This is a genomic window from Streptomyces avidinii (genome assembly GCF_045161815.1).
Classification (GTDB): Bacteria; Actinomycetota; Actinomycetes; order Streptomycetales; family Streptomycetaceae; genus Streptomyces; species Streptomyces avidinii.
Genome location: NZ_CP108863.1, coordinates 2,597,385 through 2,622,585 on the forward strand (window position 1 = coordinate 2,597,385; position 25,201 = coordinate 2,622,585).

The following is a 25,201-nucleotide window of genomic DNA, read 5'->3' on the forward strand; positions in this document are numbered from 1 at the left end:
GAGGGCCGAAAGCGGCCAGGTGGCGACGGCCCGAGCGGCACCCCTGTCAGAACACCGCCGGGTCGCCGTCGTCGATCGGGCGGCGGGCTTCCGCCAAGGCGACCTCATGGATGAACCACTCCATTACGGAACGGATCTCCTCGGTGTGCGTGGCGAAGACCTCCAGCGGGAAGGAGGGACGCAGGTCGAGCTTGGCCTCGGCGAGGTCGATGCCGTCGATGGCGTTGAACCGCTCCATCAGTGCGCGGCGCAGCGGCTCGTCGTCGAACGGCGGGCGCCGCTTGAGGTACTGGAAGACGACCTCCGCCGTCCCGGACACCGGGTATACGCCGATCGGCCACAGAGCACGCGGCGAGCCCGGCCGGCCCGCGTCCACGGTGGGGAAGCAGCTGGTCTCCGTCGCCTTGCCGTAGACCTGGTAGCCGCCCTGCTCCTCCCAGAAGCGGAGTGCTGCCAGGACGCCTTCGACGACCTCCGGTGTCTGGTTCGCGCGCAGCAGCGTTTCGAAGCGGGTGCCGGCCTCGTCGCCGCCGGTCTGCGATGCGGCCGACGCCGCCGGGGTCTCCTCCGGCAGTTCCCTGCCCACCAGGACGGCCAGGTCTGTGCTGCTCAGCCGGTGTGCCTTCGAGGCACGACCGTTCTCGTCGAAGGGCACGCCCTCGGCCTCCAGGACGACCTTGGGGTCTCCGGAGTGCCGGTCGTCGGTCCACCGGAACCCGCCCGCGATCCTGCCGTCGGCGGTCAGCACGCGGTACGCGCAGTGCAGGCCCTTCCTGGCCGACATGTGGTTGCCGACCGCGATGGCACTGGTACCGATCAGGGAGGCGAGCTCACCGTACGACGTCCAGGTCCCGGCCGGCACGGCGAGCAGGATCTCCCTCAACTCCCGCCAGCCGGCCCATTCGTCGTCCGACTGCACGACTCCGTCCAGAGGCCCGGGCCACAGCCCCACGGCCCGGTCGGCGAGTTCCTCGGCCCTGGCGAGGATCTCCCTGCGGCCCCAGCGCTCCTGCGCGGCGATCTCCTGGTTCATCCGCAGCGCACTGGAGTCGAGCAGCTCCTGCTTGCGGTGGAAGGGGTGGTTGGAGAGTCGCGCGTTCTCACCCGAAAGAGTGAGGTTGCCGAGGGTGTGCACGAGCAGGTTGTGGATCTCCTGGGGGCTCTCGCCGTCCGCGGCTTCCTCGGCCAGCAGGTCGAACCACTGCTGGGCCGGGCTCTGGGGCAGGACGTGTTCGACGGTGAGCGGCGCCTTGTCGTAGTCGACGGGCTCGCTCGATCCGTAGCTCTCCTCCAGCCGGCGCAGGATCTGGAAGCGCTGGTTGCTGCGTCCGGTCTTGTAGAAGGGGCGGGTGCGGACGGCGTCACGAACGGCGTCGTCGCCCGGCCACACACGGGCGCCCGTGCGGGGGCGCGAAAGGAACCGGTGTACCGCCTCGGCCGGAGAGCCTTCCTTGTCCAGTTCCTTGGGGAGTTCCATGAACACCCGGTTGCTGCCCGTCGTGGACAGGCCCGCGAAGAGGCGCCGCACCATGTAGCTCTCCGCGAACGCGAGCGCGTCCGCCGCTTCCGAAGCCGGGGTCCTGCCCTCGTCCACGAGGTCCAGAAGGTGCAGGGCCAGCGGGTAGTGGGTCTGGCCGCCCCAGCGCGACAGGCGCTCCAGTACCGCCCGCAGCCCGGGATCGCCTTCCCTCTCGGGCTCCAGGATCCGCATGAGGCGGCCGGCGCGCAGGGCGAACCGGGCGATCTCGGCTTCCAGCGCCGCCTCGTCCCCGCTCAGCGGCTCCAGGCGCTTCTTCTGGTCCCGGTAGATCTCGCTCTGCCGGGCCCGGCTGTTCCCTCCGACGACGAGGTCCAGCCACACCAGCAGCTCCAGACGGGCGGGGCCGAGCAGCTCCTGCATCGGGAGCCACCGCTTGCGGTAGACGTCCTCGCCCCTGCTCGGCAGGCACATGAACAGGTAGTTGCGCAGCAGGTCGCTCTGGCTGAGCCCCACGCCGGTGTTGTTGATGGACTCGAAGATGCGGTAGACGTTGTCGCCCTCGGCGGCAGTGATCGCAACGATCGAGAGGCAGTCGCCGAGGACGGACTCGACCGCGTCCGCCCAGGCCTCACCACCGCTCTCCGTCCCGTCGGCCAGGGCAGCGATGAAGAAGCGGTAGGCAGCGCCCACGTTTCCGGCGCCGCCGGCCTTCGGGAGGCTGTCGATGCAGGCCGTGTACGCCTCACGGTCCGCCTGCGTCGGCAGCAGCCGGTAGCTGTCGTACTTTTCCTGGTACGTGTTGACCAGGATGAGGTCGTTGATACGGGCGGCCTTCTTCACCGAGCCCCGAGCACGGTGGTGGTCCCGCAGAGCCGTGAACGCGAGCATCAAGGTGGTCATCCGCTGCTGACCATCGACGACGAGCCAGCGCTGCATCCCGCCCGCGGCGACGCGCTCGGGCGCCAGCACGACCGAACCGAGGAAGTGACCCGAGCCGGGACGCCCTTCCTGCCGGTCCTCGACCAGCTCCTGCACGTCGCCCCACAGCTGCTGCAGCTCGTCGCGCTGCCAGCTGTAGGTGCGCTGGTAGAGCGGTACCTGGAACTGCTGCTCCCCCTGGACCAGCTTGCTGAACGTGGTCTCCTGAGCGTGCACGCCCGTCCTCTTCCCAAACCCTAGACGCCGAGCCGCCATTGTCGCCCCATACCGTACGGTGATCAGTCGAAACGTCGGCATACGCACGACCCGGGGGCACACATGGCGACACTGGGAATCCACAAGGACTTCCTCCTGGAGTTCGCCAAGCTGGAGAAGCCCGTCCAGAGGCGGGTCCACGAGGTCTTCGACAAGTTCCGCGAGCACCGCCATGCCGGGCTTCACCTGGAAAAACTGGAGAACCCCCGTGACTCCCGGATCCGCACCATCCGCATCAGCAAGTTCATGCGCGGCGTCCTTCTCGCACCGGACTCCGGAGACAGTTTCCTTCTCCTGAAGGTCATGGCGCACGACGACGCCATCGCCTGGGCTCTGAGTCATCGGGCGACGGTGAACTCTGCCACCCAGGGCATCGAACTGCGCGACGACATCGCCCTGGAGCAAGCCACCGCCGACGTGCGCCACGCCCCGACCGCGGCGGAAAACCGGCTCTTCACCGATGTCGCGGACAAGGAACTGACCCGCCTCGGCATCGATCCCGATCTGCTGCCCCTCGTACGGAACCTCAGCACCGAGGCTCATCTCGACGCGCTCCGCAAGATCCTTCCCGAGCAGCAGTACGACGTGCTCGCCGGCCTGGCCGCAGGGCTGACCCCGGAGGACGTCTGGCGCGAGTCCGTGGCCGTGCACGCCGAGCGCGCCGCCGCCACCGAGGCGCGGCAGACCCCGGCCGAGGACGAACTCGCCGCCGCCATGGCCCGCTCGCAGGGGCGTATCGCCCTGCTCTCCGGTCCCGAAGAGCTGCTGGACGTCCTGTCCCGGCCGTTCGACGCGTGGCGGGTCTTCCTGCACCCCAGTCAGCGGCGCATCGCCTACCACCCCTCCTACAACGGGCCTGCCCGAGTGACCGGTGGCCCCGGCACGGGCAAGACCGTGGTCGCCCTGCACCGCGCTCTCCATCTGGCACAACAGTTGCCGGACGACGCACCCGACGAATCAGTGCTGCTCACGACCTACACCAGGAATCTCGCAGCCGACCTGCGACACGGGCTCGAACTGCTGATCCCGGACGAGACGCTGCGCGCCAAGATCCGTGTCGTCAACGTCGACGCCCTCGCGAATCAGCTCGTCCGCGAGGACCGGGGCGGCCCACTGAGCATTCTGACCAGCCAAAAGGAGATCAACTCCCGCTGGAACGCCCTCGCCCGCAGACTCGGGCTCGGCTACAGCGACGTCTTCCTCGACCAGGAATGGCGACAGGTCGTCCTGGCCCAGGACCTGCGCTCGCCCGAGGCCTACCTCAAGGCGTCACGCAGCGGCCGGGGCACCCCACTGAGCCCGCTGCGGCGCGCCCAGGTCTGGCGTGCCGTCGAAGGGTTCACGCGGGAACTGCGCCAAGCCGGCGAGTGGACCTTCCTCCAGGTGTGCGCCGAGGCCGCCCGGCTGCTGGAACCCCGTGCAGACCGCCCGTTCCGCCATGTCGTGATCGACGAGGCCCAGGATCTTCATCCGGCACAGTGGCGCCTGCTGAGGGCATCGGTCGCGCCCGGGCCCGACGACCTGTTCATCGCCGGCGACACGCACCAGCGCATCTACGGGAACAAGGTGTCGCTGCGCAGCCTCGGCGTGAACGTGACCGGACGGTCCCATCGTCTGCGGATCAACTACCGCACCACGCACGAGATCCTGCAGTGGTCGACGTCCCTGCTCAGCAAGGAGAACCCGGACGACATGGACGGCGGGACCGAATCGCTGGCGGGGTACCGGTCCGTACTGAACGGCGGAAACCCCGAGCTGCGAGCATCCGCCGACAGGGCCGAGGAGATCGCGGACCTCGCATCGTGCATCGCCCAGTGGGCGAACGACGGCGTGAAACCGAGCGAGATCGGGGTGGCCGTTCGATACCTGCAACTGGGCAAGGAGATCGCGCACGCGCTGGAGCAAGCCGATCTGCCCGTTCGGCTCCTCGGCACCGCTCAGGCGTCCGGTGACGGCGTCTGCATCGGGACCATGCACCGTATGAAGGGACTGGAGTTCCGTTTCGTCGCTGTCGCCGGTGTGAGCGACAGCGTCGTCCCTCTGGCCTCGGCTCTGACACCCGCAGAAGTGGACGCTCAGCAGCACCGGGAGGACCTGCTAGGCGAGTTGAGTCTCCTTTTCGTCGCCTGTACCCGCGCACGCGAGGTCCTGCGGGTCTCCTGGCACGGCGTACCAAGCCCGTTCCTTGCACCGTGACGCAGACCCCGGTCCGCGCCGAGGCGCGGGTTCGCCGGCTGGTGCAGGTCAGCCGCCCTTCGGCAGGGTCTCGTACGAGAAGGTGCAGCGGACCCGGCCGTCCGCCGCCGGAACGAGGCGTACCTGCTCGGCCGGCATCTGGAGCGCGTTGCCTGCCGGCTCGTCCCACAGAGACACCGTTCCTCCGGCCTCCCCGAACGAGATGTAGGGCCGCTCCGGACGGAGGACGCCACCCTTCATCGAACTGCGGGAGCAGGACCTCAAGGTCTGCGACCGGCTGTTGACCGCCAACACCTTGAAGTGGCGGACTGCCGGAGCCTTCGAAGGGGGTGCCATGGGCGCGCTGGCCATGGTCCCCGTCGCCGGTATCCCTGCCGCGATGACGGCGGACATCCTCGTCATCCAAGTCCTGAGCGCATCGACAGCCACGCGTATCGCCTACTCCTACGGCTACGACGCCAAGGACCCCGACGAGCAGCTCTTCATCCAACGCCTGGTGTGCCGGTCCTTCATCGCACAGGCGACCAAAGCCGAGCCGCTGCACAAGACCGCCCAGGCGGCGCAGGCGCTCAAGGGGCGCGAGAACTGGTCGGCCAAGCGCCGGAACGACCACCAGCTCGTCGCTGCGCTTGAGAAGTTGATGCAGCATCTGAGCCCAGCCGGCTCCAAGGTCTCGGTCACGAGCGTCGCCAAGGTGGTGCCGTTCATCGGCGCCGGCATGAACGCCGCGGTCCTCGGCAGGGTGGCCTCCGAGGCCCAGAGGTACTGCCAGACCCGTTTCCTGTGCGAAAAGTACGGGCTGCCGCTGCCGGCCGCACTCGTGGCCGACCGGGACGACGAACCCCAGGAGGATGCCCTGTAAGGGGTACGCCGAGGGGGCAGGACCCGTTCCGGGTCGGTGTGCCGCCGTCGCGGGCTGCACACCGGTCGTTCACTCCCCGCCACGAACCCCACGAAGGGCGCCCATTCCTCGCGCCCCACTACGAAGTCGGGGCGGGCCAGTTCCGTACGTGGACAGCCTCACCCCCAAAGGTGGAATCACGCCAAGATCGACCGGCCTGCCAAGAAGCGCGTTGACGTCGCCAACACACCTCCCTACGGTGGTTCTTGATACGTGGGGGATCCAGAGGGCGGCAGCACATGCAGGTGGACGAGAGCGGTGGCCCCGGCCGGGACATCACCGCCGAATCACTGCTGGACGCCGCCGTACAAGCCTTCCTGAACGCTGAGTTCGACATCGTGCAACCGATTCTGCAGCGGTTACGCCACGAGTTCGGCGTACCCGACATCGGGCCCGGCGCCGTTCGCCACAGCACTCTCCTCGCTGCGCTGGCCGCGCGGGTCGGGAACTGGCCGGAGGTACTGCGCCAGTGCCCCGACTTCGGCCTGGTGGAAGCGGACACAGGAATCCTCCACGCCCTCGCCGTTTCCGCTCTTCGTGAGCTGGCTCACGAAGAGCGGCACACCGATGCTCGCACCGCGGCGGTCGTGATCGTGCTGTGGGCGTACCTCCTGGACGATGAGGACCCGGGTGACTTCCGCGCTCTGCTCACCGAGCGGCGGGGCGAACCCGTGCCCGACGCGATCTGGGAAGAGGCCCTCGCTCAGCTGGGTGGACGCGTCACCAGCCTGCTGCACGCCCTGGACGTCCGGGCCGGGCGGGACGTCCTTTCCGCCTGGAGGACGGCTTGGGACGCCGAGCGTAAGGACGGTGCGGTCTTCTTCGCCGACCTTCCTACGGACGCCGGACCGCACGCCCTGGCCACTCTCGAGCAGATTTCCGACTACCTGGTCCGCAACGGCCGCGGCACCGAGCTCCTCACTGCCTACGACGCCCGTCACCCCGACTCCCTGCCGGCTGACCTGCCCGGTCATGACGCGTGCGTCGTACCCCTGGCCCTGGCTCTCGCGGGCCGCGGCCGGGACCTGGCTCGGGCCGGCAAGTGGAGCGAGGCCCTCGCCGACCTCGATGCGGCGGTATGGCTCGGACACACCCTCAGGGACGACGAGCGGGCGGCCGTCCTCCAGGCGGGAAGGAACGTGGGACGGAGCCGTACCGGGCGCGACTACTCGCCCCTCGTGCGGATCGCCGGTCTCGAGCAGGCCCACGCCCTCCTGCCCCAGGACACCTCCCTGGCCTCGGAACTGACCGCCGAACTGGTCCGGGAGGGCAGGAGAGTCGAGCGTTCCGACCCTCGGCAGAGCCGGAGCCGATTCACGCGCGCCCTGGCCGTGGCGCCTGCCGACCCGGCAGCCCGGGCGGGTCTCGACGGCCACTTGACGCGGGACCTGGAGCAGGCCCTCGGCGGCGCGTACACGGGGGACGAAATTCTGGTCGACGAGGTGCGGCACCTACTCGTCCGCGCGCCGGACTGCGCTCCGGCCCGGCTGTGGCTGGAGGCGCACCACGCCGAGCAGGCCGTGGCCGCGGCCACTCGCGGGTGTACGGCCGAGGCACGGAGCGCCGTCCGGGAGATGTTCCGGTACGACGGCCCGGAGGGAGCGGACGGCAAGGGGCTCATCGACGACAGGCTCGTGGGCCTCCTGGTCACCGCGGCGCTGAACGCGGGCGCCGAGGAGACCCGCGCCGGCCTGGAACGCCGTGTCGCACTGCTGAACTCGGCCGCGAAGATCTCAAGCCTCAACCACGGCCATGTCAGGGAGGCGCTTCACGAGGCGCTCCTCCGCCTCGCCGAGCACCTGGAGGAGACCGCCTCCCCGACGGACGTCATCGAACTGTTCCTCCAGGACCTGATGCGGACGGGAATCAGCGCACGCTTCGACCAAGTCGTGGAAGCCGCTTACCTCAACCGCGCACGTGCACGCGAGCAAGCGGGAGACCACGGTGGCGCGCTTCGGGACCGAACCTGCGCGGAGCGGGTCGGCGCCGGGCTGCCGGCCCAGGGCACACTCTTCGGCCCGGTCCCCCGCCACCGCCGCCACGTCGACACCGAACAGGACACCCTCTTTTGACCACTGGCGCGCCTTCGCCGCACCACACCGGTACCGAACCGCCCGCACTGCCCTGGTTCGGCCCCACGCTCCACGAGCTCGTCCCCGGGACCCCGCTCGGCGCCCGGCCCCTGGAGCTCCGAAAACAGGCGGCTCGGGAGCTGGCCGCCTCGGCACGGAAGGACCCGGGCAGGCACGCACTCGTCCAACGGGCCAACCAGAACTCCCACACCCCGGTCGCCGCGCTCGTGGCCGAGATGCTCACCCCGCCCCTGCCCCACCCTCGCACCGAGGAACGCCCATGACAGGTCCCTCCCCCAGCCACGCCGACGGCCCGGCGTCCGAGCTCGACAAACTGCGGCGCAGGGTCGCCGCCCTGTCCGGCAAGCGCGACGAGGCCGAAGCCCGGCTGCAGGCCCTCCTGACCTCGCTGCTGCCGTTGGACGACCTGCTCGCCGACACCCGCCGCCGGGTCGGCGCCCTGCACGAGGCGCGGTCCGCCCGCGAGACCGCCTCGGCCGCCGCTGCGCTGGGCGGGCAGATCGAAGCGGCCCATCTCATGCTGCGCGGCGAGTTCGCCCGGTACGACGTCAGCCCCATGAAGGTCGTGGGCAGGGCCGCCGATCCCGCGGAGATGCTCGTCGTCGGGACGCATCCGCATCCGACCCGGCCGAACGGCACCGTGCTGCGGGAGCAGGTCACCGGGTTCCGGCTGGGCTCCGCCACCCTGCGTCCCGCGCACGTGGTCGTCTCAGTGCCGGGGCCCGCCCCGGAGCCCGTACCCGAGTCCGTACCCGAGTCCGTCGCTCAGGCGACGAGCGGACGGGCTCAGCCCCGGCGTACCACCCGCTCCCAGCGGCGCCTTCCGCGCAAGTCGTCGGCCGGGCGGGCACGACGCTCCCGCCGCTCCTGACCATGCACCGGCCGCGCACGATCACCTCCGCCGTACCACGACGATCAGGAAGTACCCCGTCATGCACCGGACTCTCGGCATCGACCTCGGCACCACCAACTCCGTCACGGCCTGGATGCGCGACGGTGTCCCCGTCGTCCTGCCCAACCGGGACGGCGGCCGAGCAACCCCCTCGGCCGTCGGGATCGACCCGTTCGGTGCCCTGCTCGTCGGGCAGGAAGCCCTGAACTGGCGCTCCGGGGATCCACGTTCGGTGATCACGGAGGTCAAGCGCCTGATCGGGCGGCGCTGGGACGACGAACTCGTCCAGCAGGCGCTGAAGACGCGGCCCGAGGACGCCCCGCCCGTCCGTAAGGGCCCCGACGGCACCGTCGAGGTCCGGCTCGGCGAGCATTACCTCTCCCCGGTGCAGATCTCCGCCATTCTGCTCCGCCGGCTCAGGAAGGACGCCGAGGACGAGGCGGGCGTACCGTTCCGGCGCGCGGTGATCACGGTGCCCGCATACTTCGCCGAGCCCCAGTTCGACGCGGTGCGCCAGGCCGGGCGGCTCGCCGGCTTCCACGTGGCGCGGATCGTGCAGGAGCCGACCGCAGCCGCGCACGCCTTCGGAGTGCGCCCGGGCGAGGACGGTCTCAAGGACTACGCCACCGTGCTCGTCTTCGACCTGGGCGGCGGTACGTTCGACGTGTCGCTCCTGACGCTCGGTCCCGGCTTCTTCTCCGTAGCCGGACTCGGCGGGGACAACCTCCTCGGCGGTGCCGACTTCGACGCGCTGCTCGACGGCCACCTGCGGAAGGAACTCGTCGGACGCGATCTCGACGGAGACGGCGATGCGTCCCGTATCCGGGCCGCCGCCGAGCGGGCGAAGATCGAACTGTCCGGGCAGGACGTCGCCGACGTCGTGCTCGCCCCGCTCGGCCGGCAGGGCGGCTCCTGGTCCGGATCGGTGCGGCGCGCCGACTTCGAGGAGCTCTTGGCCGGGCACCTGCGCAAGATGCGGGAGACGGTCGAGACGGTGCTGAAGGAGTACAGCGGGACGCCCGAGGACGTCCAGCGGGTCCTGCTGGTCGGCGGTTCCACCCTCGTTCCGGCCGTCCGGCGCAGCCTCCAGGATCTCTTCGGCGAAGACGCCGTGTCGGACGCGGTGGACCCCATGACGGCCGTCGCCCACGGTGCCGCCGTGGAGGCGGGTCTCCTCGACGCCCTCGACTGCCCCTCCGAGACCTGCACCACCGAGGGCATTCCCATCAACTCAGAGGCCTGCCCCGACTGTGCCGCCCCGCTGCTCGGTGCGCCCACGGTCGACTGCCCCGGCTGTCACGTCCCCGCCCCCGAACTCACCCCCGCCTGCCCCGTGTGCGCCACGGACTTGTCCGGACTGCGCGCGGCCGCCCCGGCGGTCACCCGTTCCGAATGCCCGGCGTGCGGCCGTGACGACAACCCCGCCAACGCGAGCATGTGCCTCGACTGCGATGCGCCGCTGGACACGGGCGGCCTGAAGTGCCCCTCCTGCAATCTGGTCAACGCTCCCGGCCTCAGCGCCTGCTCGTTTTGCGACGGCGACTTCGGGACCGCCCTCCCTCAGCAGATCACGGCCCAGGACATCGGCGTCGAGCTGGAGGATCACAGCGTGGAGGTTCTCTTCCCCGGCGGCACCCCGTATCCGACGGAATGGCACCAGGTGGACACCCTCAAGATCTGCGGAGCCCACAGCACTTCCGTACGGTTCAACCTCTGGGAGGGGCCGCACCGGCGCTCGGCACAACGCAACGAGTTCTGCGGAGGCTTCGTCGACACGCACCCCGACGGCCTCCGGGGCGATGTGCCGCTCACCCTTCGGGTGCGGCTCGACGCCGACCGGACCATCGACTTGCAGTACCGCATCGGCTCCGAGGAATGGCGCGGTGCCCGGCTGCGGCGCACCATGGTCTCCGAGTCGGTCGTCCGGAAGGCCGCGGCCCTCCAGGCGCGCTACGACGAGTTCCTGGCCACTTGGAAGCAGGAACTGACGCATGCCGAGAACGACGCGCTCACCGAGATCAAGGTCGATCTCGGGGCCCTGAGCCGGGGAGAGCCCCTGAACCGATCCTTGGACGGCCTGCTGGACTCCGCCCGCGACACTCTGGAGCTGTGCCAGCGGACCCGGAGCGCCCAGGCCGGCGCGGGAATCGTCGCCCGGGGCGGGTGCGGGCTCCTGCCGCAGTCGCTCGTGCAGGACATGCAGAAAGCGGCCGAGGAGGCCAAGGACGCACGCGAGGCCATGAACACGGACGGGATGCGGGCGGCCGCGGACCACGTGGACAAGCTCTGGACCAGTATCGACCCGGCGGTCCGGACCGCACTCTTCACCATCCGCTTCGCCGAACAGGACGCCTACCCCGCGACCTTGCGCAGCGAGGTCCTGGCCGCCCGCGACGCTCTGCTCGGCGCGGTGGAAGACGGCGATCCGGGCTCCCTGGACATCCAGCTCGTCCGCCTCGGGCGGCTCGGCGAGCAGGGTCGTGGACTGTTGGCGAACGGCGGCGATCCCACTGCAGTGGTGAGTGTCCTGCCGTCCCGGCGGTGATCGATTCCGGGGACAGTCAGGTCGCTTGACAACGCAATGCATCGCGCCCGGACGAGTGCTCGCCCTCAGCCGCCAGGCCGAGGAAAACGTACAGCCGATTGGCGCCGGACGCCCCGACAACCACGTCCCCGTGTCAGCCGAGCCACACGGGGACGCCGAACCCCGCCCGCCCAATGTGATGGGCTTTCAGAACGAGCGTCAAGACTCTGAGGGGTGTGCAGCCACGGCTTGCACCGCCGCCATTGACCCCCGATGAGTCCGCAGGTCAGGGGTGTATGGCCAACCAGCCTCGCGCTTCACCTGTTGGACGGGCGAAAACAGGTGAAGCGAACGGCGACCGCCGCGCAACCGCAGGTCAGACCTCGTCGCGGATCGGCTCCAGGATCGCCACGCACTCCACGTGGTGGGTCATCGGGAAGAGGTCGAAGACGCGCAGGGTGCGGACCTTGTAGCCGTTTTCCTTGAAGTAGCCCAGGTCGCGGGCCAGGGCCGCCGGGTCGCATGCCACGTACGCGACGCGGCGTGCCGAGAGGCCCGTGATGTGGCGGACCGTCTGCTTGCCCGCGCCCGCGCGCGGGGGGTCCAGGACGACCAGGTCGCACTCCGTGATCCCCGTCTTCGGGAGGATCTGCTCGACCTTGCCCTGCTCGATGCGGACCCGCGGGAAGTCCGCCAGGTTGTGGCGGGCGTCCTCCACCGCGCGCTTCGTCGACTCGATGCCGAGGACGGCCCCGGTCTCGCCCAGGCGTTCCGCGAGGGCGCCCGCGAAGATGCCGACGCCGCAGTAGAGGTCGAGGGCCATCTCGCCCTTGCGCGGCATCAGGCCCTGCATGACGGCCTTGATCAGGGTGTCCGCGGCCTGCGGGTGGACCTGCCAGAAGCCGCCCATGCCGACGCGGTACGTACGGCCGTCCGCGCGCTCCCGTACGAAGGGGCGGCCGTGGACGCGGTGGACGCCGCCGTCCTTCTCCTCCACGCGCAGGACGGAGACCGGCTTGTCCAGCTCGACGAGCGGGAGGCGGCCGCCGGGGCGGGGGGTGAGGACGACCTGGCGGTCCTGGGAGCCGGTCGCGGCGATCGCCTCGACCGTGGCCATCTGGGGCCAGTCCTGCTTCTCGATGCCCAGTTCGCTGACGCCCGGCGCCGCGATCATGCAGTGCTCGATGGCCTCGATCTCGTGCGAGCGGTGGCGGCGCAGGCCGACGGTGCCGTCCTCGTCGATGGCGAACTGCACGCGGGTGCGCCACTGCGGCACCTGCCCGGCCGGCAGCTTGTCGCCCTCGGCGGGCATCACGGTGCCGTCCCAGCCCGCTTCCTCAGGGGTGAGGCCGGCGAGCCGCTTCAGCTGCTCGGCGACGACCTCGCCCTTGAGCCGGCGCTGGGCGCCGGGCTTCGCGTGCTGCCAGTCGCAGCCGCCGCACTTGCCGGGGCCGGCGTACGGGCAGGGGGCCTCCACGCGGTCCTTGGAGGCGTCGAGCACGGTGATCGCGTCGGCTCGCAGGTAGCGGGAGTCCACGTCGCCCTCGGTGACCTTGGCGACGACCTTCTCACCGGGCAGGGTGTGGCGGACGAACAGGACGCGGCCGTCCTCGGTACGGGCGATGCAGTGACCACCGTGTGCGACGGGGCCGACCTCGACCTCGTACTCCTCCCCGACCAGTGACTGCTTCTCGTTCTGCTCGACGCTCGTCATGGTGGGGAGACTCCAAAAACTGAAACAACGGAAAACGGCCGGACGACCGACCCACCAGTTTACGTGGATCTCGTCCGGCCGTTCACCACCCTGCTCAGCCCTTCGGGGTGGGCTCCTTCGGCGGCCGCGGCGGCCGGGGCGTGTCCACCGGGCCCCGGCGCACGGCGCCCGGGGCGTTCCAGTCCTGGCGCTTCTTCGCCCGCTTCTTGGCGAGCTCCGAGGACTCCAGCTGGTAGGGCACCGAGGTGACCATCACGCCGGGCGTGAAGAGCAGCCGGCCCTTGAGGCGCAGCGCGCTCTGGTTGTGCAGGAGGTGTTCGTACCAGCGGCCGACGACGTACTCGGGGATGTAGACGCTGACCGCGTCGCGCGGGTTCTCGCTGCGCAGCCCCTTGACGTACTCCACCACAGGGCGGGTGATCTCCCGGTACGGCGAGTCGAGGATCTTGAGCGGGACGTTGATCCCGCGCCGGTCCCATTCCTCGCGCAGCGCCTTCGTCTCGGCGGTGTCGACGCTGATGCTGAGCGCCTCCAGGGTGTCCGAGCGGGTCAGCTTGGCGAACGCCAGGGCGCGCAGCGTGGGCTTGTGGACCTTGGAGACCAGGACGATCGAGTGGACCCGGGAGGGCCGCACGCTGTCGTCGCTGGGGCCCTCGGCGGCGGCGATCTCGGCGGAGACGCGGTCGTAGTGCTTACGGATCGCGCTCATCGTGCCGTAGAAGATCAGCATGCCGAGCAGGGCCACCCACGCGCCGTGGGTGAACTTGGTGGCGAGGACGATGACCAGCACCATGCCGGTGAAGAAGGCGCCGAAGGCGTTGATCGCCCGGGAGCGGTGCATCCGGCGGCGGGCGGCGACCTCGCGCTCCGTCTTCAGGTGGCGGTTCCAGTGCCGGACCATGCCGATCTGGCTCAGCGTGAAGGAGACGAACACGCCGACGATGTAGAGCTGGATCAGCTTGGTCGAGTCCGCGTCGTAGACCCAGACGAGCAGGATGGCCGCGCCGGCGAGGAGCACGATGCCGTTGGAGAAGGCGAGCCGGTCGCCCCGGGTGTGCAGCTGGCGCGGAAGGTAGCGGTCCTGCGCGAGGATCGAGCCGAGCAGCGGGAAGCCGTTGTACGCGGTGTTCGCCGCCAGGAAGAGCACCAGCGCGGTGGCCGCGGCCAGCAGGACGAAGAGGAAGCTGCCGTCACCGAAGACGGCCTCGGCCACCTGCGAGATCACCGGGTTCTGGATGTACTCGGGGCCAACCGGGACGCCGTTCGCCAGCAGGTCCTCGGCGGGGTTCTCGGCCATCCTCACGTCGCTGGCCATGGCCAGGCCGATGATCCCGCAGAACATGGTGACCGCCAGGCCGCCCATGTAGGCGAGGGTGGACGCGGCGTTCTTGCTCTTCGGCTTGCGGAAGGCGGGTACGCCGTTGCTGATGGCCTCGACGCCGGTCAGGGCCGCACAGCCGGAGGAGAAGGCCCTCAGCAGCAGGAACACCATCGCGAAGCCGGCCAGCCCCTGTTGCTCGGGTTTGATCTCGAGGTCTGCGGTCGGAGCCGTCAGGGTCTCGCCGAGGACGATGCCCTTCCAGGCGCCCCAGCCGATCATGACGAATACGGCGGCGACGAAGACATAGGTCGGGATCGCGAAGAGCTTCCCGGATTCCTTCACACCGCGCAGGTTCATCAGCGTGAGCAGAAGGATCATGACGGTCGCCGAGAGCACCTTGTGCTCGATGACGAAATGCACCGCGGAGCCGAGGTTCTCGACTCCGGAGGAGATCGACACGGCGACGGTCAGGACGTAGTCGACGAGCAGGGCGCTCGCCACGGTCAGGCCGGCCTTGGGTCCGAGATTCGTGTTGGCGACCTCGTAGTCGCCGCCACCGCTCGGGTAGGCGTGGACGTTCTGACGGTAGGACGCCACGACGGTGAACATCAGCACGACGACCGCGAGTGCGATCCAGGGGCTGTACTGGTACGCCGACACGCCCGCGATCGACAGGACCAGCAGGACTTCGCCAGGGGCATATGCCACGGACGACAGCGGGTCGGAGGCGAAGACGGGAAGGGCGATCCGCTTGGGAAGGAGTGTTTCTCCGAGGCGGTCGCTGCGTAGCGCCCGGCCGATCAGGATCCGTTTGGGCACGTCGGTCAGTTTGGACACGCAGAGGATCGTAAGCGTTCGAAATCAGACTGACGAACCCCCCACCCCCTGATACCGCAATCCCGCCGCAATTCCTCCCCGACGGCACCACGACTGCGACGCAAGAGGCCCCACTGGTGACCGCCCGTGTGTAGCTTGGGCCATGGTCTGAGACCCTGTTAAACCAGAGCATGCAATGAGGCTGGGAACCAGCGAGTCGCTGACAGCCGGAAGGACGGCCGTGCACATCGTCATCATGGGTTGCGGAAGGGTGGGCTCCGCCCTCGCGCAAACCCTGGAACAGCAGGGGCATACGGTCGCCGTCGTCGACCAGGACCCCACCGCATTCCGCCGGCTCGGCGCCGGATTCGGCGGCCGCCGCGTCACCGGTGTCGGCTTCGACCAGGACACCCTGCGGGAGGCGGGAATCGAGGACGCGGGCGCCTTCGCCGCCGTCAGCAGTGGTGACAATTCCAACATCATCGCCGCCCGCGTGGCCCGTGAGATGTTCGGCGTCGAGAACGTCGCCGCCCGCATCTACGACCCCAAGCGCGCCGAGGTCTACCAGCGTCTCGGCATCCCCACCGTCGCCACCGTGCGCTGGACCGCCGACCAGATGCTGCGCCGGCTGCTGCCCTCGGGCGCCGAGCCGCTGTGGCGCGACCCGAGCGGTGGCGTGCAGCTCGCCGAGGTGCACACCTCCTCCGCGTGGATCGGGCACAAGGTCAGCCAGCTCCAGGAGGAGACGGGCGTCCGCGTGGCGTTCCTCACCCGCCTGGGCGAGGCGATGCTGCCCACGTCGGCGACGGTCCTGCAGGAGGGCGACCTCGTCCACGTGATGATGCGCACGGACGAGATCGACAAGGTCGAGGCGGCATTCGCCGAAGGCCCCGAGGAGGCACACGCATGAGGGTCGCGATCGCCGGGGCAGGTGCGGTGGGTCGCTCCATCGCGGGCGAACTGCTGGAGAACGGCCACGAGGTGCTCCTCGTCGACAAGGCCCCGACCGCCATCTCGGTGGAGCGGGTACCGCAGGCCGAGTGGCTGCTGGCCGACGCCTGCGAGATCACCTCGCTGGACGAGGCCGCGCTCCAGCGCTGCAACGTGGTCATCGCGGCCACCGGCGACGACAAGGTCAACCTGGTCGTCTCGCTGCTCGCCAAGACCGAGTACGGGGTCCCGCGCGTGGTGGCCCGCGTCAACAACCCGAAGAACGAGTGGCTCTTCAACGAGTCCTGGGGCGTCGACGTCGCCGTCTCCACGCCGCGCCTGATGTCGGCCCTGGTCGAGGAGGCCGTCAGCGTCGGCGACCTGGTGCGGCTGCTGCGCTTCAGCCACGGCGACGCCAACCTTGTCGAGCTGACCCTGCCGGCCGACTCCTCGGTCGCGGGGACCCAGATCGGCGACATCAGCTGGCCCGAGGACACCTCGCTGGTCACGATCATCCGGGGCAACCGGGTCCTCACCCCGCACGGGGAGGAGACCCTGGAGCCCGGCGACGAACTGCTCTTCGTGGCCGCCCAGGCCCGTGAGGAACAGCTCGAGATCCTCCTCCAGGCCCGCCGCTGACCCTGCGGGCACGCTCGACGGCGAAGGGGGCGCGCCCTGCGGGGCGCGCCCCCTTCGTGCTTCCCGCAGCCGGTCCTACGCGCCCCTGCGCGACCTTGCTGCCGCGCCGCGGGCCCTCGCTCCCCCGGCTGTCCCGGCCCGGCCCTGCGGCCCACCCCTGGGCCGCCTCCGGGATCGCGGCAGCGCGAAGGGGCGGGACCGGCCTCCCGGCCGGTCCCGCACCTTTCCTCAGCTGTGGGCCGTCAGGCCTTCGGCCCCTTGGCGGCGGCTTCGGCAGCCTCCTTGGCCTCCCACTCCGCGATCACGTCGATCGGCGGCGGCGCCTTGGCCAGGAAGACCCAGGTGAAGTACACCGCGAGCACCATCGGCGGGAGCTTCAGCGCGATCAGCACCCAGCCCAGCTGCGTCGCGTCACCCCACCAGTACAGCGGGAAGAGGATCGCGTACTTGGCGAGGAAGATCAGGCCCCAGGCCAGGCTGGCCTTGACGTACGCCTTCTTGCGCCCGGGGTTGCGGGTGCGCCAGGACAGGTTCTCCTTGAACACCGGGCCGAGGATCACGCCCAGCAGCGGGAAGCCCACCAGCGCCGAGACCGTGAAGGCCACGCCCAGGCCGACGCCGTAGATCATGCCCGGCAGGTAGAAGCCCTTCGCGCTGCCCGTGAACAGGGCGAAGGCCACGCCCACGCCCACTCCGAACACGCCGCTGAAGGCGTGCTTGACGGTGTCCTTGCGCAGCAGCCGCACGATCACCAGCAGGACGGCGACCGCGCCGGCCGCGATGGCGGACCACTTCACGTCCTTGTTGATCGTGTAGATCATGACGAAGAGCAGCCCGGGCAGCATCGTCTCCACGGTGCCCCGGACACCGCCGAAGGCATCGAAGAGCGCCGCCTGGGTCACGGCCTTCTGGTCCTCGGACGGCGCGGCGGCATGTCGCGGCCCCGTCGGTTCCGGGGTGGTCGGTTTGTCGAGTGACGTCACCGGTCAGTGCTCCTGTCCGAGCGGGCGGAGTTCGTACTTCGGGTTGAAGAGCACCCGACGGCCGTGGGTCATGGAGATGCGCCCTGAGGCAATCATGCGTCGGCCGGGCTCGATTCCCACGATCGAGCGACGCCCGAGCCAGACCACGTCCAGCGCGGCCGAGCCGTCGAAGAGCTCGGCCTCCAGGGCGGGAACGCCCGCACGCGGCCGCAGGGTGACCGTACGCAGGGTTCCGGTCACCTTGACTATCTGACGGTCGTGGCAGTCGCAGATCCGCGTACACCCCGCGGCTTCTGCGTCCTCCTGCAGCTCCGCCGAATGCAGCTCCTCCTGGGAGGTGGACAGCCGCTCAATCATCCGGCGGAACCGGCCCGCAGGCCTGGCCGGCTTCGCGGGCTTCTCGGGACGCGGTTCAGCACTCATACAGGAAGCGTACCGGCGCGCCCACTACCGCTCGAAGCGGTATCCCATGCCCGGCTCGGTGATGAAGTGCCGCGGGTGCGAGGGGTCCGCCTCCAGTTTCCGCCGCAGTTGGGCCATGTAGACCCGCAGGTAGTTCGTCTCGGTGCCGTACGAGGGCCCCCAGACCTCCTGGAGCAGCTGCTTCTGGCTGACCAGCTTGCCGCGGTTGCGGACCAGGACCTCCAGCAGGTGCCACTCGGTCGGAGTGAGCCGTACGTCGCGGCCCTCGCGCACGGCCTTCTTCGCGGCCAGGTCCACCGTGAAACCGGCGGTCTCCACGATCACCTCGTCCTCACCGGAGCCCGCGGCCGGCTCCGCCCGGCGGACGGCGGCGCGCAGCCGCGCCAGCAGCTCGTCCATGCCGAAGGGCTTGGTGACGTAGTCGTCGGCGCCCGCGTCCAGGGCCTCGACCTTCTCGTCGGAGCTGTGCCGGGCGGAGAGGACGAGGATCGGCACCCGGGTCCAGCCGCGCAGGCCCTTGATCACCTCGACGCCGTCCATGTCGGGCAACCCGAGGTCGAGGACGACCACGTCGGGGTGGCGGGCCGCCGCGAGCTCCAGCGCGCTGGCGCCGTCGGCCGCGGCGTCGACCTCGTACCTGCGTGCCTTCAGGTTGATCACAAGCGCTCGGACGATCTGCGGCTCGTCTTCCACCACGAGCACCCGGGTCATTGAGGTCCTGCCTTCTGTCGCGTCATCCGATCACGGTCGTGATCAAGTTCCATCGGTTCTGTAAGTACTGTCGGTGCTGTGGGCGCTGTGGGCCCTGTGGGCGCTGTGGGCGCTGTGGGCGCTGTGGGCGCCACCGTCGTACCCGCGTCCGCGGCCGCCTCGGCCCCGGCACCGGCACTCTCGGCCCCGGCACTCTCGCCGCCGTCCACGGTGGCACGGTCCGGTGCCCGGCCGCCGCGCACGGCGCGCAGCGTGAGCACCATGGTCAGCCCGCCCCCGGGGGTGTCCTCGGCCGTCAGGGTGCCCTCCATGGCCTCGGCGAAGCCGCGGGCGACCGCGAGCCCGAGGCCGACGCCGGCCCCGCGCGGGGCGTCCCCGTACCGCTGGAAGGGGGCGAAGATCCGGTCCTTGGCCTCGTCGGGCACGCCCCGCCCGCGGTCGACCACCCGTACCTCGACCCGGTCGCCCAGGCAGCTGGCCGCCACCAGGACGCGCTCCCCCGCCGGGCTGTACTTGACGGCGTTCTCCACCACGTTGGCCACGGTCCGCTCCAGCAGCCCCGGGTCCACCGCCACCATGGGCAGCACCTCGGGCACGTCCAGCACCACGCTGTCCTCCGGTACGCCGCCCAGCGCCATCGGAACCACCTCGTCGAGGTCGATCTCCCGGATCAGCGGGGTGACGGTGCCGGTCTGCAGCCGGGACATGTCGAGCAGGTTGCCCACCAGGTGGTCGAGGCGGTCGGCGCCGTCCTCGATGCCTTCGAGGAGCTCGGCCCGGTCCTGCTCGGACCACTCCACGTCGGCGGAGCGCAGGGAGCTCACGGAGGCCTTGATGGAGGCCAGGGGCGTACGGAGGTCATGGCTGACGGCGGCGAGCAGCGCGGTGCGGATCCGGTTGCCCTCGGCCATCCGGCGGGCCTCCTCGGCCTCGCCGACCAGCCGCTGGCGGTCCAGCACCACGGCGGCCTGCGCCGCGAACGCGCCGAGCACCCGGCGGTCCTCGGCGGGCAGCACCCGCCCGGACAGCGCCAGGGCCATGTGGTCCCCGATGGGCATGTCCACATCGGCGTCCTCGGGCCGGGCGGCGGGGTTCGGGCCGACGCTGCCGGCCGGACTCCACGGCTCCACGTCGCCCGCCCGCTCCAGCAGCGCCACGGACTCCATGGCGAAGGTCTCGCGCACCCGCTCCAGCAGCGCGTCCAGGGTGGTCTCCCCGCGCAGCACGCTGCCGGCCAGGAAGGAGAGGATCTCGGACTCGGCGCGCAGCCGGGCCGCCTGGTGGGTGCGCCGGGCGGCCAGGTCCACCACCGAGGCCACCGAGACGGCCACCCCGAAGAAGACGACGATGGCGACGATGTTCTTGGGGTCGGACACCGTGAACCGGTGCAGCGGCGGCGCGAAGAAGTAGTTGAGCAGCAGCGAGCCGAGGGCGGCGGAGGCCAGGGCCGGCCAGAGCCCGCCGAGCAGCGCGGCGGCCACCGTCAGCGCCAGGAAGAGCAGCATGTCGTTGGCGATCCCGAGGTCCGCCTCGACGTGCGTGAGCAGCAGGCACAGCAGGACGGGGAAGATCGTCCCGACCGCCCAGCCGGCCATGATCCGGGGCCGCCCGAGCCGGGCCGCCGAGCGCACCACGGGCAGGCCGCGCCCCTTGGCGACCTCCTCGTGGGTGACGATGTGCACGTCGAGGTCAGGCCCCGAGTCACGGGCGACGCTCGCGCCGACACCGGGGCCGAAGACGTACTGCCACGAGCGGCGGCGGCTGGAGCCGAGCACGATCTGGGTGGCGTTGACCCCGCGCGCGAAGGCGAGCAGGGCGTCGGGGATGTTGTCGCCGATCACATGGTGAAACGTTCCGCCCAGGTCCTCGACCAGGGTCCGCTGAACCGCGAGCTCCTTCGGCGAGGCGGCGGTCAGCCCGTCGCTGCGGGCGATGTAGACGGCGAGGATCTCGCTGCCCGAGCCCTTGGCGGCCATCCGCGCGGCGCGCCGGATCAGGGTGCGCCCCTCCGGTCCGCCGGTGAGCCCGACCACGATCCGCTCCCGCGCCTGCCAGGTCGAGCGGATGTCGTGCTCGCCCCGGTACTCCTGGAGGTACTCGTCCGCCCGGTCGGCCACCCACAGCAGCGCGAGCTCGCGCAGCGCGGTGAGGTTGCCCGGCCGGAAGTAGTTCGACAGGGCGGCGTCGACCTTCTCGGGCCGGTATATGTTCCCGTGCGCCATCCGCCGGCGCAGTGCCTGCGGGGACATGTCGACCAGCTCGACCTGGTCGGCCCGGCGGACCACCTCGTCCGGCACCGTCTCCCGCTGCCGCACCCCGGTGATCGACTCGACCACGTCCCCGAGGGACTCCAGGTGCTGGATGTTCACGGTGGACACGACGTCGATGCCGGCACGCAGCAGCTCCTCCACGTCCTGCCAGCGCTTGGCGTTGCGCGAGCCGGGCACGTTGGTGTGCGCGAGCTCGTCCACCAGCGCTATGGCGGGCCGGCGGGCGAGCAGGGCGTCCACGTCCATCTCGGTGAAGGAGGCGCCCCGGTACGTCAGGGCCCTGCGCTCCACCTGTTCGAGGCCGTGGAGCATGACCTCCGTGCGCGGCCGGCCGTGGTGCTCGACGAAGCCGACGACGCAGTCAGCGCCGCGCTCCACCCGGCGATGGCCCTCGGAGAGCATCGCGTAGGTCTTGCCCACACCGGGCGCCGCGCCGAGGTAGATCCTGAGCTTGCCGCGTCCCATGCGCCCCATTCTCCGGGACGTCCACGCCCCGCACGCACCGATCGGCACCCCCCGCGCCGATCCCTGACGGATCCCTGACGCCGCTCGGACCAGGGCGGGGGCAGGAGGCGGACACGGGCGCGGAAAAGCAGGCGGGCCCCACCCCGAAGGAGTAGGGCCCACCGGCCGAAACGCATGACGGTCCCCCCTGTGCGCGGGGGCCGTCCGAGGTCAGCGGACCTCGGTGATCTCCGGGCCGCGTTCGAGCTGCCCCATGCCGCCGCCGAAGCGGGAGCCCTCCTGGTCGTCCGTCTGCACGCCGTCCGGCACCATCTGGGCGTCGTTCGGCAGCTTCAGGACGATCGGGTCGCGGGGAGCCATCGGGCCGTCACCGCGGACGACGACGGTGTCCCGGAAGATCTGCTCCAGCACACCCGCCGATTCGGGACGCACCGCGCCCTGGCCGGAGATGACGCCGCGCAGGAACCAGCGCGGGCCGTCGACGCCCACGAAGCGGACCAGCTGGGCGCCGGTCTGCCCGTCCGGGAGCGGTACGGGCACCTGTGCGCGCAGCTCCCAGCCCAGCGAACCCTGGGCCTCGTCGATGATGCCGCCCTGCTGGGTGATACCCGTGGCGATCTCCTCGCGGACCTCGCCCCAGATGCCCTCCTTCTTGGGCGCGGCGAAGGCCTGCAGCTGCACGGCACTGTCGCCGAGGACCACGGTCGCGGCCACGATCGCGTCACCGGCGACCTCGACGCGCAGCTCCATGCCCTCGACACCGGGTACGAGGATGCCGCCCAGGTCGACCCGGCCGTCGGCCGGGTTCCCGAGTACCTCGGAGACGTCCCAGGGGCCGTCGGGCCGCGGGGCCGGCGGCAGGTTCACCCGGCGCGGCTGGGCATCGCTCTCCTGCCCGCCCGCCTCGTCCTGCTCGGCGACGCCGTCTACGACCTGCTCGGCCGCGCCGCCGTCATGGGCGGAGTCGTTCTTCTTGCGACGTCCGAACACGTCACTGTCCTTCCCGGTCGGTTACGACCGAAGCGTAGCCATTCCCACCCTGCTGACCAGCCCCGGATCCGGCCACGGCCGCATGACCGCCGGTGGAGCCGAAACCCCCCTCGGCCCGGGCCGAGCCGGGAAGTTCCGCCACCTCGTGGAAGCGCACCTTCTCGACCCGCTGGACAACCAGCTGGGCAATGCGGTCGAAACGCTCGAACCGGACGCTCTCGCGAGGGTCGAGATTGACCACGATCACCTTGATCTCCCCACGGTACCCGGCATCCACCGTCCCCGGGGCATTCACGAGCGCGAGCCCGCAGCGGGCGGCCAGGCCGGACCGGGGGTGCACGAAGGCCGCGTACCCGTCGGGCAGGGCGATCGAGACTCCGGTGGGCAGCACGGCGCGCTCGCCGGGCTCCAGCTCGGCGGCCTCGGTGGTGACGAGGTCGCAGCCGGCGTCGCCGGGGTGCCCGTACGCCGGAATCGGCACCTCCGGGTCGACGCGTCGGATCAGGACGTCGACCGGCCGGCGGGAGTCGTGGTTGGTCTGGGACATCAGGGGTTCACCTCAAAGGCGCGTGCGCGCCTGACCTGGTCCGGGTCGGCCATCGCCGCCCGGATCTCCTCGGGCCGTCCGTTGTCGATGAAGTGGTCGACCTTCACCTCGATGAAGAGGGCGTCGGCGCGCACGGCGACCGGGCCCTGCGGTCCGCCTATCCGGCCGACGGCCGTGCAGTAGATCTTCCGTCCGGCGACGGCGGTGACCTCGGCCTCCAGGTACAGCACGGTGTCCACCGGCACGGGCCGGACGAAGTCGGTCTCCAGCCGTCCCGTCACCGCGATGACGCGCAGCAGCCAGTTCAGGGAACCGAGCGTCTCGTCGAGCGCGGTGGCGAGCACGCCGCCGTGGGCGAGACCGGGTGCGCCCTGGTGCGCGGCCTTGACGGTGAACTCCGCGGTGATGCGTACGCCCTCGCCCGCCCGGGCCGCCAGATGCAGCCCGTGGGGCTGGCCCCCGCCGCAGCCGAAGCAGTGCTCGTAGTGCGCACCGAGGAGCTCGCCGGGTGCGGGCGCGTCGGGGTGCCGGACCGGTGCGGCGGCATCGTCCGGGGGCGTCAGCGCTGTGTTTCGTCCACTCACAGCCGCAGACCTTACCCGCGCGGCTACCCACCGGTCGCCTCGTGGCAGGCTTGGCCGTATGCAGCTCTCCACCGCGCACCACGACGAACGTCTGACCGCCCCCCGCACCTGGTGGGGCATCGCCGTACTCATCGGCCTCGCCTGCGCGCTGATGCTGCTGCCGCTGGGCACGATGCCGCTGCTGGCCGGTCTGGTGGGGGGCACCGCGCTGGCCGGCCTGGTGGTGAGTTCGTACGGCTCCGCGCGCGTGCGCGTGGTGGGAGGTGCGCTGGCGGCCGGGAACGCGCGGATCCCGGTGACGGCCCTGGGCGAGCCCGAGATCCTGGACGCCGAGGAATCGCGCGCCTGGCGCACGCACAAGGCAGACGCCCGGGCCTTCATGCTGATGCGCAGCTACGTGCCGACCGCGGTCCGGATCGAGATCACCGACCCGGCCGACCCGACCCCGTACGTCTACGTCTCCACCCGCGAGCCGCAGGCCCTGGCCGCGGCGCTGCTCGCCGCCCGGACCCCGGCGACCCCGGCGGCCTGACCGGCCCGGGCACGCCGTCCGCGCCGGGGTGATCGGCCCCGGCGGAGGGCCTCAGCCGTGCGCGGAGGGATCCGAGGCCTCCAGTGCGGCCCTGGTTGCCTCGGGAAGGGGCTGTACGGGGTGCTCCAGGGGCGGCAGGGACCGCAGGGCCTCCCAGCTCACGGCCCGGCGGCGCAGGTCACCACGGACCTTCTCGGCGAGTTTGCGGGTGTCCCGGCGGTTCATGACCGCTCCGACGGCGGCGCCCACCATGAACGGCATGAGGTTCGGCAGGTTGCGGAACATCCGCTTCATGATCTGCTGGCGCAGTTCGCGCTTCACCTGCCCGCCGAGCGCCGCGTTCAGCGTGGTCGGCTTGGTCAGGTCGACCCCGCGCTCCTCCGTCCAGGCGGTCAGGTAGGCGAAGCTGCGTTCCTTGAGGTTGCCGTGCGGCCGCTGGCCGTAGACCTCGTGGAGCTCGGCGATGAGCTTCAGTTCGATGGCCGCGACCGCGGTGATCTCGGCGGCCAGTTCCGCCGGCATCGCGGGCGGTACCGGCAGCATGGCCGCCGCGCCGACGCCCGCGCCCACGGTCGAGGTGGCGTTGGCGGCGCCCGAGATCAGCTTCTCGGCGAGCTGATCGGGGCCGAGGCCCGGGAAATGGGCCCGCAGTGTCGCGAGGTCCCGGACCGGAACGCGCGGAGCGTTCTCGATGATCCTGTCGGTGAGGTACAGGGCGGCGCCCCTGACGGTTTCGCCGCCCTTGCGTACACCGTTCCGGACGGCTTGCATCCGACGAGCCCCGAAACCACGCCGGGACCCCTCGTCGGCATCGGCGGCCGACGGCACCGCCGGGGCGGTGTCGGAGGGCACGGCTATCGCCGCACTGGCGGAGCCGCCGGGAGCTCCCGGACCCGTTTCCGGATCCATGGGTGCCACCTGCGTCTCCGCCGAATCACCAGTTTTTCGGAAGCGACCCTTCCGAAATGGTGTGGAGCCAGCCACGGCCGACGCCTC

21 protein-coding genes are annotated in these 25,201 nt (G+C 70.8%); 9 read left to right on the plus strand and 12 right to left on the minus strand.

Annotation, left to right across the window (positions count from 1 at the left end):
• Positions 1 to 46 precede the first annotated feature (46 nt).
• Positions 47 to 2,635 (minus strand): DUF262 domain-containing protein, encoded by a 2,589-nt coding sequence (locus OG373_RS11165; RefSeq protein WP_405437878.1) that lies wholly within the window; start codon positions 2,633 to 2,635, stop codon positions 47 to 49.
• Positions 2,636 to 2,737: 102 nt separating this feature from the next.
• Between OG373_RS11165 and OG373_RS11170 the strand changes: the two genes are divergently transcribed.
• Positions 2,738 to 4,870: a UvrD-helicase domain-containing protein gene (locus OG373_RS11170; RefSeq protein WP_405437880.1), complete on the plus strand. Its 2,133-nt coding sequence runs from the start codon at positions 2,738 to 2,740 to the stop codon at positions 4,868 to 4,870.
• A 48-nt stretch (positions 4,871 to 4,918) separates the two neighbouring features.
• Here OG373_RS11170 and OG373_RS11175 read toward each other — a convergent pair whose 3' ends face one another.
• A complete protein-coding gene (locus tag OG373_RS11175) occupies positions 4,919 to 5,047 on the minus strand; it encodes a hypothetical protein (protein ID WP_405437882.1) in 129 nt (42 codons plus the stop codon).
• Between the two features lie 67 nt (positions 5,048 to 5,114).
• Here OG373_RS11175 and OG373_RS11180 point away from each other — a divergent pair, with 67 nt between their 5' ends.
• The 5 genes from OG373_RS11180 (at position 5,115) to OG373_RS11200 (ending at position 11,301) form a co-directional block, all read left to right on the plus strand.
• The gene (locus tag OG373_RS11180) at positions 5,115 to 5,732 is read left to right on the plus strand and encodes an EcsC family protein (RefSeq protein WP_405444024.1); all 618 of its coding nucleotides are present in this window, start codon (positions 5,115 to 5,117) and stop codon (positions 5,730 to 5,732) included.
• A 278-nt stretch (positions 5,733 to 6,010) separates the two neighbouring features.
• A complete protein-coding gene (locus OG373_RS11185; RefSeq protein WP_405437883.1) occupies positions 6,011 to 7,843 on the plus strand; it encodes a hypothetical protein in 1,833 nt (610 codons plus the stop codon).
• Positions 7,840 to 8,127 (plus strand): hypothetical protein, encoded by a 288-nt coding sequence (locus OG373_RS11190; protein WP_405437885.1) that lies wholly within the window; start codon positions 7,840 to 7,842, stop codon positions 8,125 to 8,127. The genes OG373_RS11185 and OG373_RS11190 overlap by 4 nt, the downstream gene beginning before the upstream one ends.
• On the plus strand, positions 8,124 to 8,735 hold the full coding sequence (grpE, locus tag OG373_RS11195; RefSeq protein WP_405437887.1) for a nucleotide exchange factor GrpE: 612 nt from the start codon (positions 8,124 to 8,126) through the stop codon (positions 8,733 to 8,735). Before OG373_RS11190 ends, grpE begins: the two co-directional genes overlap by 4 nt.
• 61 nt (positions 8,736 to 8,796) lie before the next feature.
• Positions 8,797 to 11,301, plus strand: a complete 2,505-nt coding sequence (locus tag OG373_RS11200; RefSeq protein WP_405437890.1) for an Hsp70 family protein — start codon at positions 8,797 to 8,799, stop codon at positions 11,299 to 11,301.
• Between the two features lie 355 nt (positions 11,302 to 11,656).
• Here the strand turns inward: OG373_RS11200 and OG373_RS11205 are convergent, their stop codons facing one another.
• Together OG373_RS11205 and OG373_RS11210 are read right to left on the minus strand one after the other, a co-directional pair.
• Positions 11,657 to 12,994: a class I SAM-dependent RNA methyltransferase gene (locus OG373_RS11205; RefSeq protein WP_405437893.1), complete on the minus strand. Its 1,338-nt coding sequence runs from the start codon at positions 12,992 to 12,994 to the stop codon at positions 11,657 to 11,659.
• A gap of 94 nt (positions 12,995 to 13,088) precedes the next feature.
• Positions 13,089 to 15,152 (minus strand): APC family permease, encoded by a 2,064-nt coding sequence (locus OG373_RS11210; RefSeq protein WP_405437895.1) that lies wholly within the window; start codon positions 15,150 to 15,152, stop codon positions 13,089 to 13,091.
• A gap of 220 nt (positions 15,153 to 15,372) precedes the next feature.
• On the opposite strand from OG373_RS11210, the gene OG373_RS11215 reads away from it, so the two are divergent.
• Positions 15,373 to 16,041 (plus strand): TrkA family potassium uptake protein, encoded by a 669-nt coding sequence (locus tag OG373_RS11215; RefSeq protein WP_189972891.1) that lies wholly within the window; start codon positions 15,373 to 15,375, stop codon positions 16,039 to 16,041.
• Complete coding sequence (locus OG373_RS11220) at positions 16,038 to 16,700, plus strand: TrkA family potassium uptake protein (protein ID WP_189972784.1); 663 nt, start codon at positions 16,038 to 16,040, stop codon at positions 16,698 to 16,700. Before OG373_RS11215 ends, OG373_RS11220 begins: the two co-directional genes overlap by 4 nt.
• 242 nt (positions 16,701 to 16,942) lie before the next feature.
• Here OG373_RS11220 and OG373_RS11225 read toward each other — a convergent pair whose 3' ends face one another.
• The 7 genes from OG373_RS11225 to OG373_RS11255 all read right to left on the minus strand — a co-directional run bounded on the left by OG373_RS11225 (position 16,943) and on the right by OG373_RS11255 (position 23,673).
• The gene (locus tag OG373_RS11225) at positions 16,943 to 17,683 is read right to left on the minus strand and encodes a DUF3159 domain-containing protein (protein WP_053173408.1); all 741 of its coding nucleotides are present in this window, start codon (positions 17,681 to 17,683) and stop codon (positions 16,943 to 16,945) included.
• A 3-nt stretch (positions 17,684 to 17,686) separates the two neighbouring features.
• On the minus strand, positions 17,687 to 18,106 hold the full coding sequence (locus tag OG373_RS11230; protein WP_078626234.1) for an OB-fold nucleic acid binding domain-containing protein: 420 nt from the start codon (positions 18,104 to 18,106) through the stop codon (positions 17,687 to 17,689).
• 24 nt (positions 18,107 to 18,130) lie between these two features.
• Positions 18,131 to 18,817, minus strand: coding sequence for a response regulator (locus OG373_RS11235; protein WP_397732181.1), 687 nt, complete (start codon positions 18,815 to 18,817; stop codon positions 18,131 to 18,133).
• Positions 18,814 to 21,552, minus strand: a complete 2,739-nt coding sequence (locus OG373_RS11240; protein ID WP_405437898.1) for a DUF4118 domain-containing protein — start codon at positions 21,550 to 21,552, stop codon at positions 18,814 to 18,816. The genes OG373_RS11235 and OG373_RS11240 overlap by 4 nt, the downstream gene beginning before the upstream one ends.
• 210 nt (positions 21,553 to 21,762) lie before the next feature.
• Positions 21,763 to 22,542 carry a DUF3710 domain-containing protein gene (locus tag OG373_RS11245; protein ID WP_397732185.1) on the minus strand — a complete coding sequence of 260 codons (780 nt, stop codon included), beginning with the start codon at positions 22,540 to 22,542 and terminating at the stop codon, positions 21,763 to 21,765.
• 1 nt (position 22,543) lies between these two features.
• On the minus strand, positions 22,544 to 23,089 hold the full coding sequence (gene dut, locus OG373_RS11250) for a dUTP diphosphatase (RefSeq protein WP_189972789.1): 546 nt from the start codon (positions 23,087 to 23,089) through the stop codon (positions 22,544 to 22,546).
• The gene (locus OG373_RS11255; RefSeq protein WP_405437902.1) at positions 23,089 to 23,673 is read right to left on the minus strand and encodes a PaaI family thioesterase; all 585 of its coding nucleotides are present in this window, start codon (positions 23,671 to 23,673) and stop codon (positions 23,089 to 23,091) included. The genes dut and OG373_RS11255 overlap by 1 nt, the downstream gene beginning before the upstream one ends.
• 58 nt (positions 23,674 to 23,731) lie before the next feature.
• Between OG373_RS11255 and OG373_RS11260 the strand changes: the two genes are divergently transcribed.
• Positions 23,732 to 24,205 carry a DUF3093 domain-containing protein gene (locus tag OG373_RS11260; RefSeq protein ID WP_405437904.1) on the plus strand — a complete coding sequence of 158 codons (474 nt, stop codon included), beginning with the start codon at positions 23,732 to 23,734 and terminating at the stop codon, positions 24,203 to 24,205.
• A 51-nt stretch (positions 24,206 to 24,256) separates the two neighbouring features.
• Here OG373_RS11260 and OG373_RS11265 read toward each other — a convergent pair whose 3' ends face one another.
• Positions 24,257 to 25,189 (minus strand): hypothetical protein, encoded by a 933-nt coding sequence (locus tag OG373_RS11265; protein ID WP_405437905.1) that lies wholly within the window; start codon positions 25,187 to 25,189, stop codon positions 24,257 to 24,259.
• Between the last annotated feature and the right edge of the window lie 12 nt (positions 25,190 to 25,201).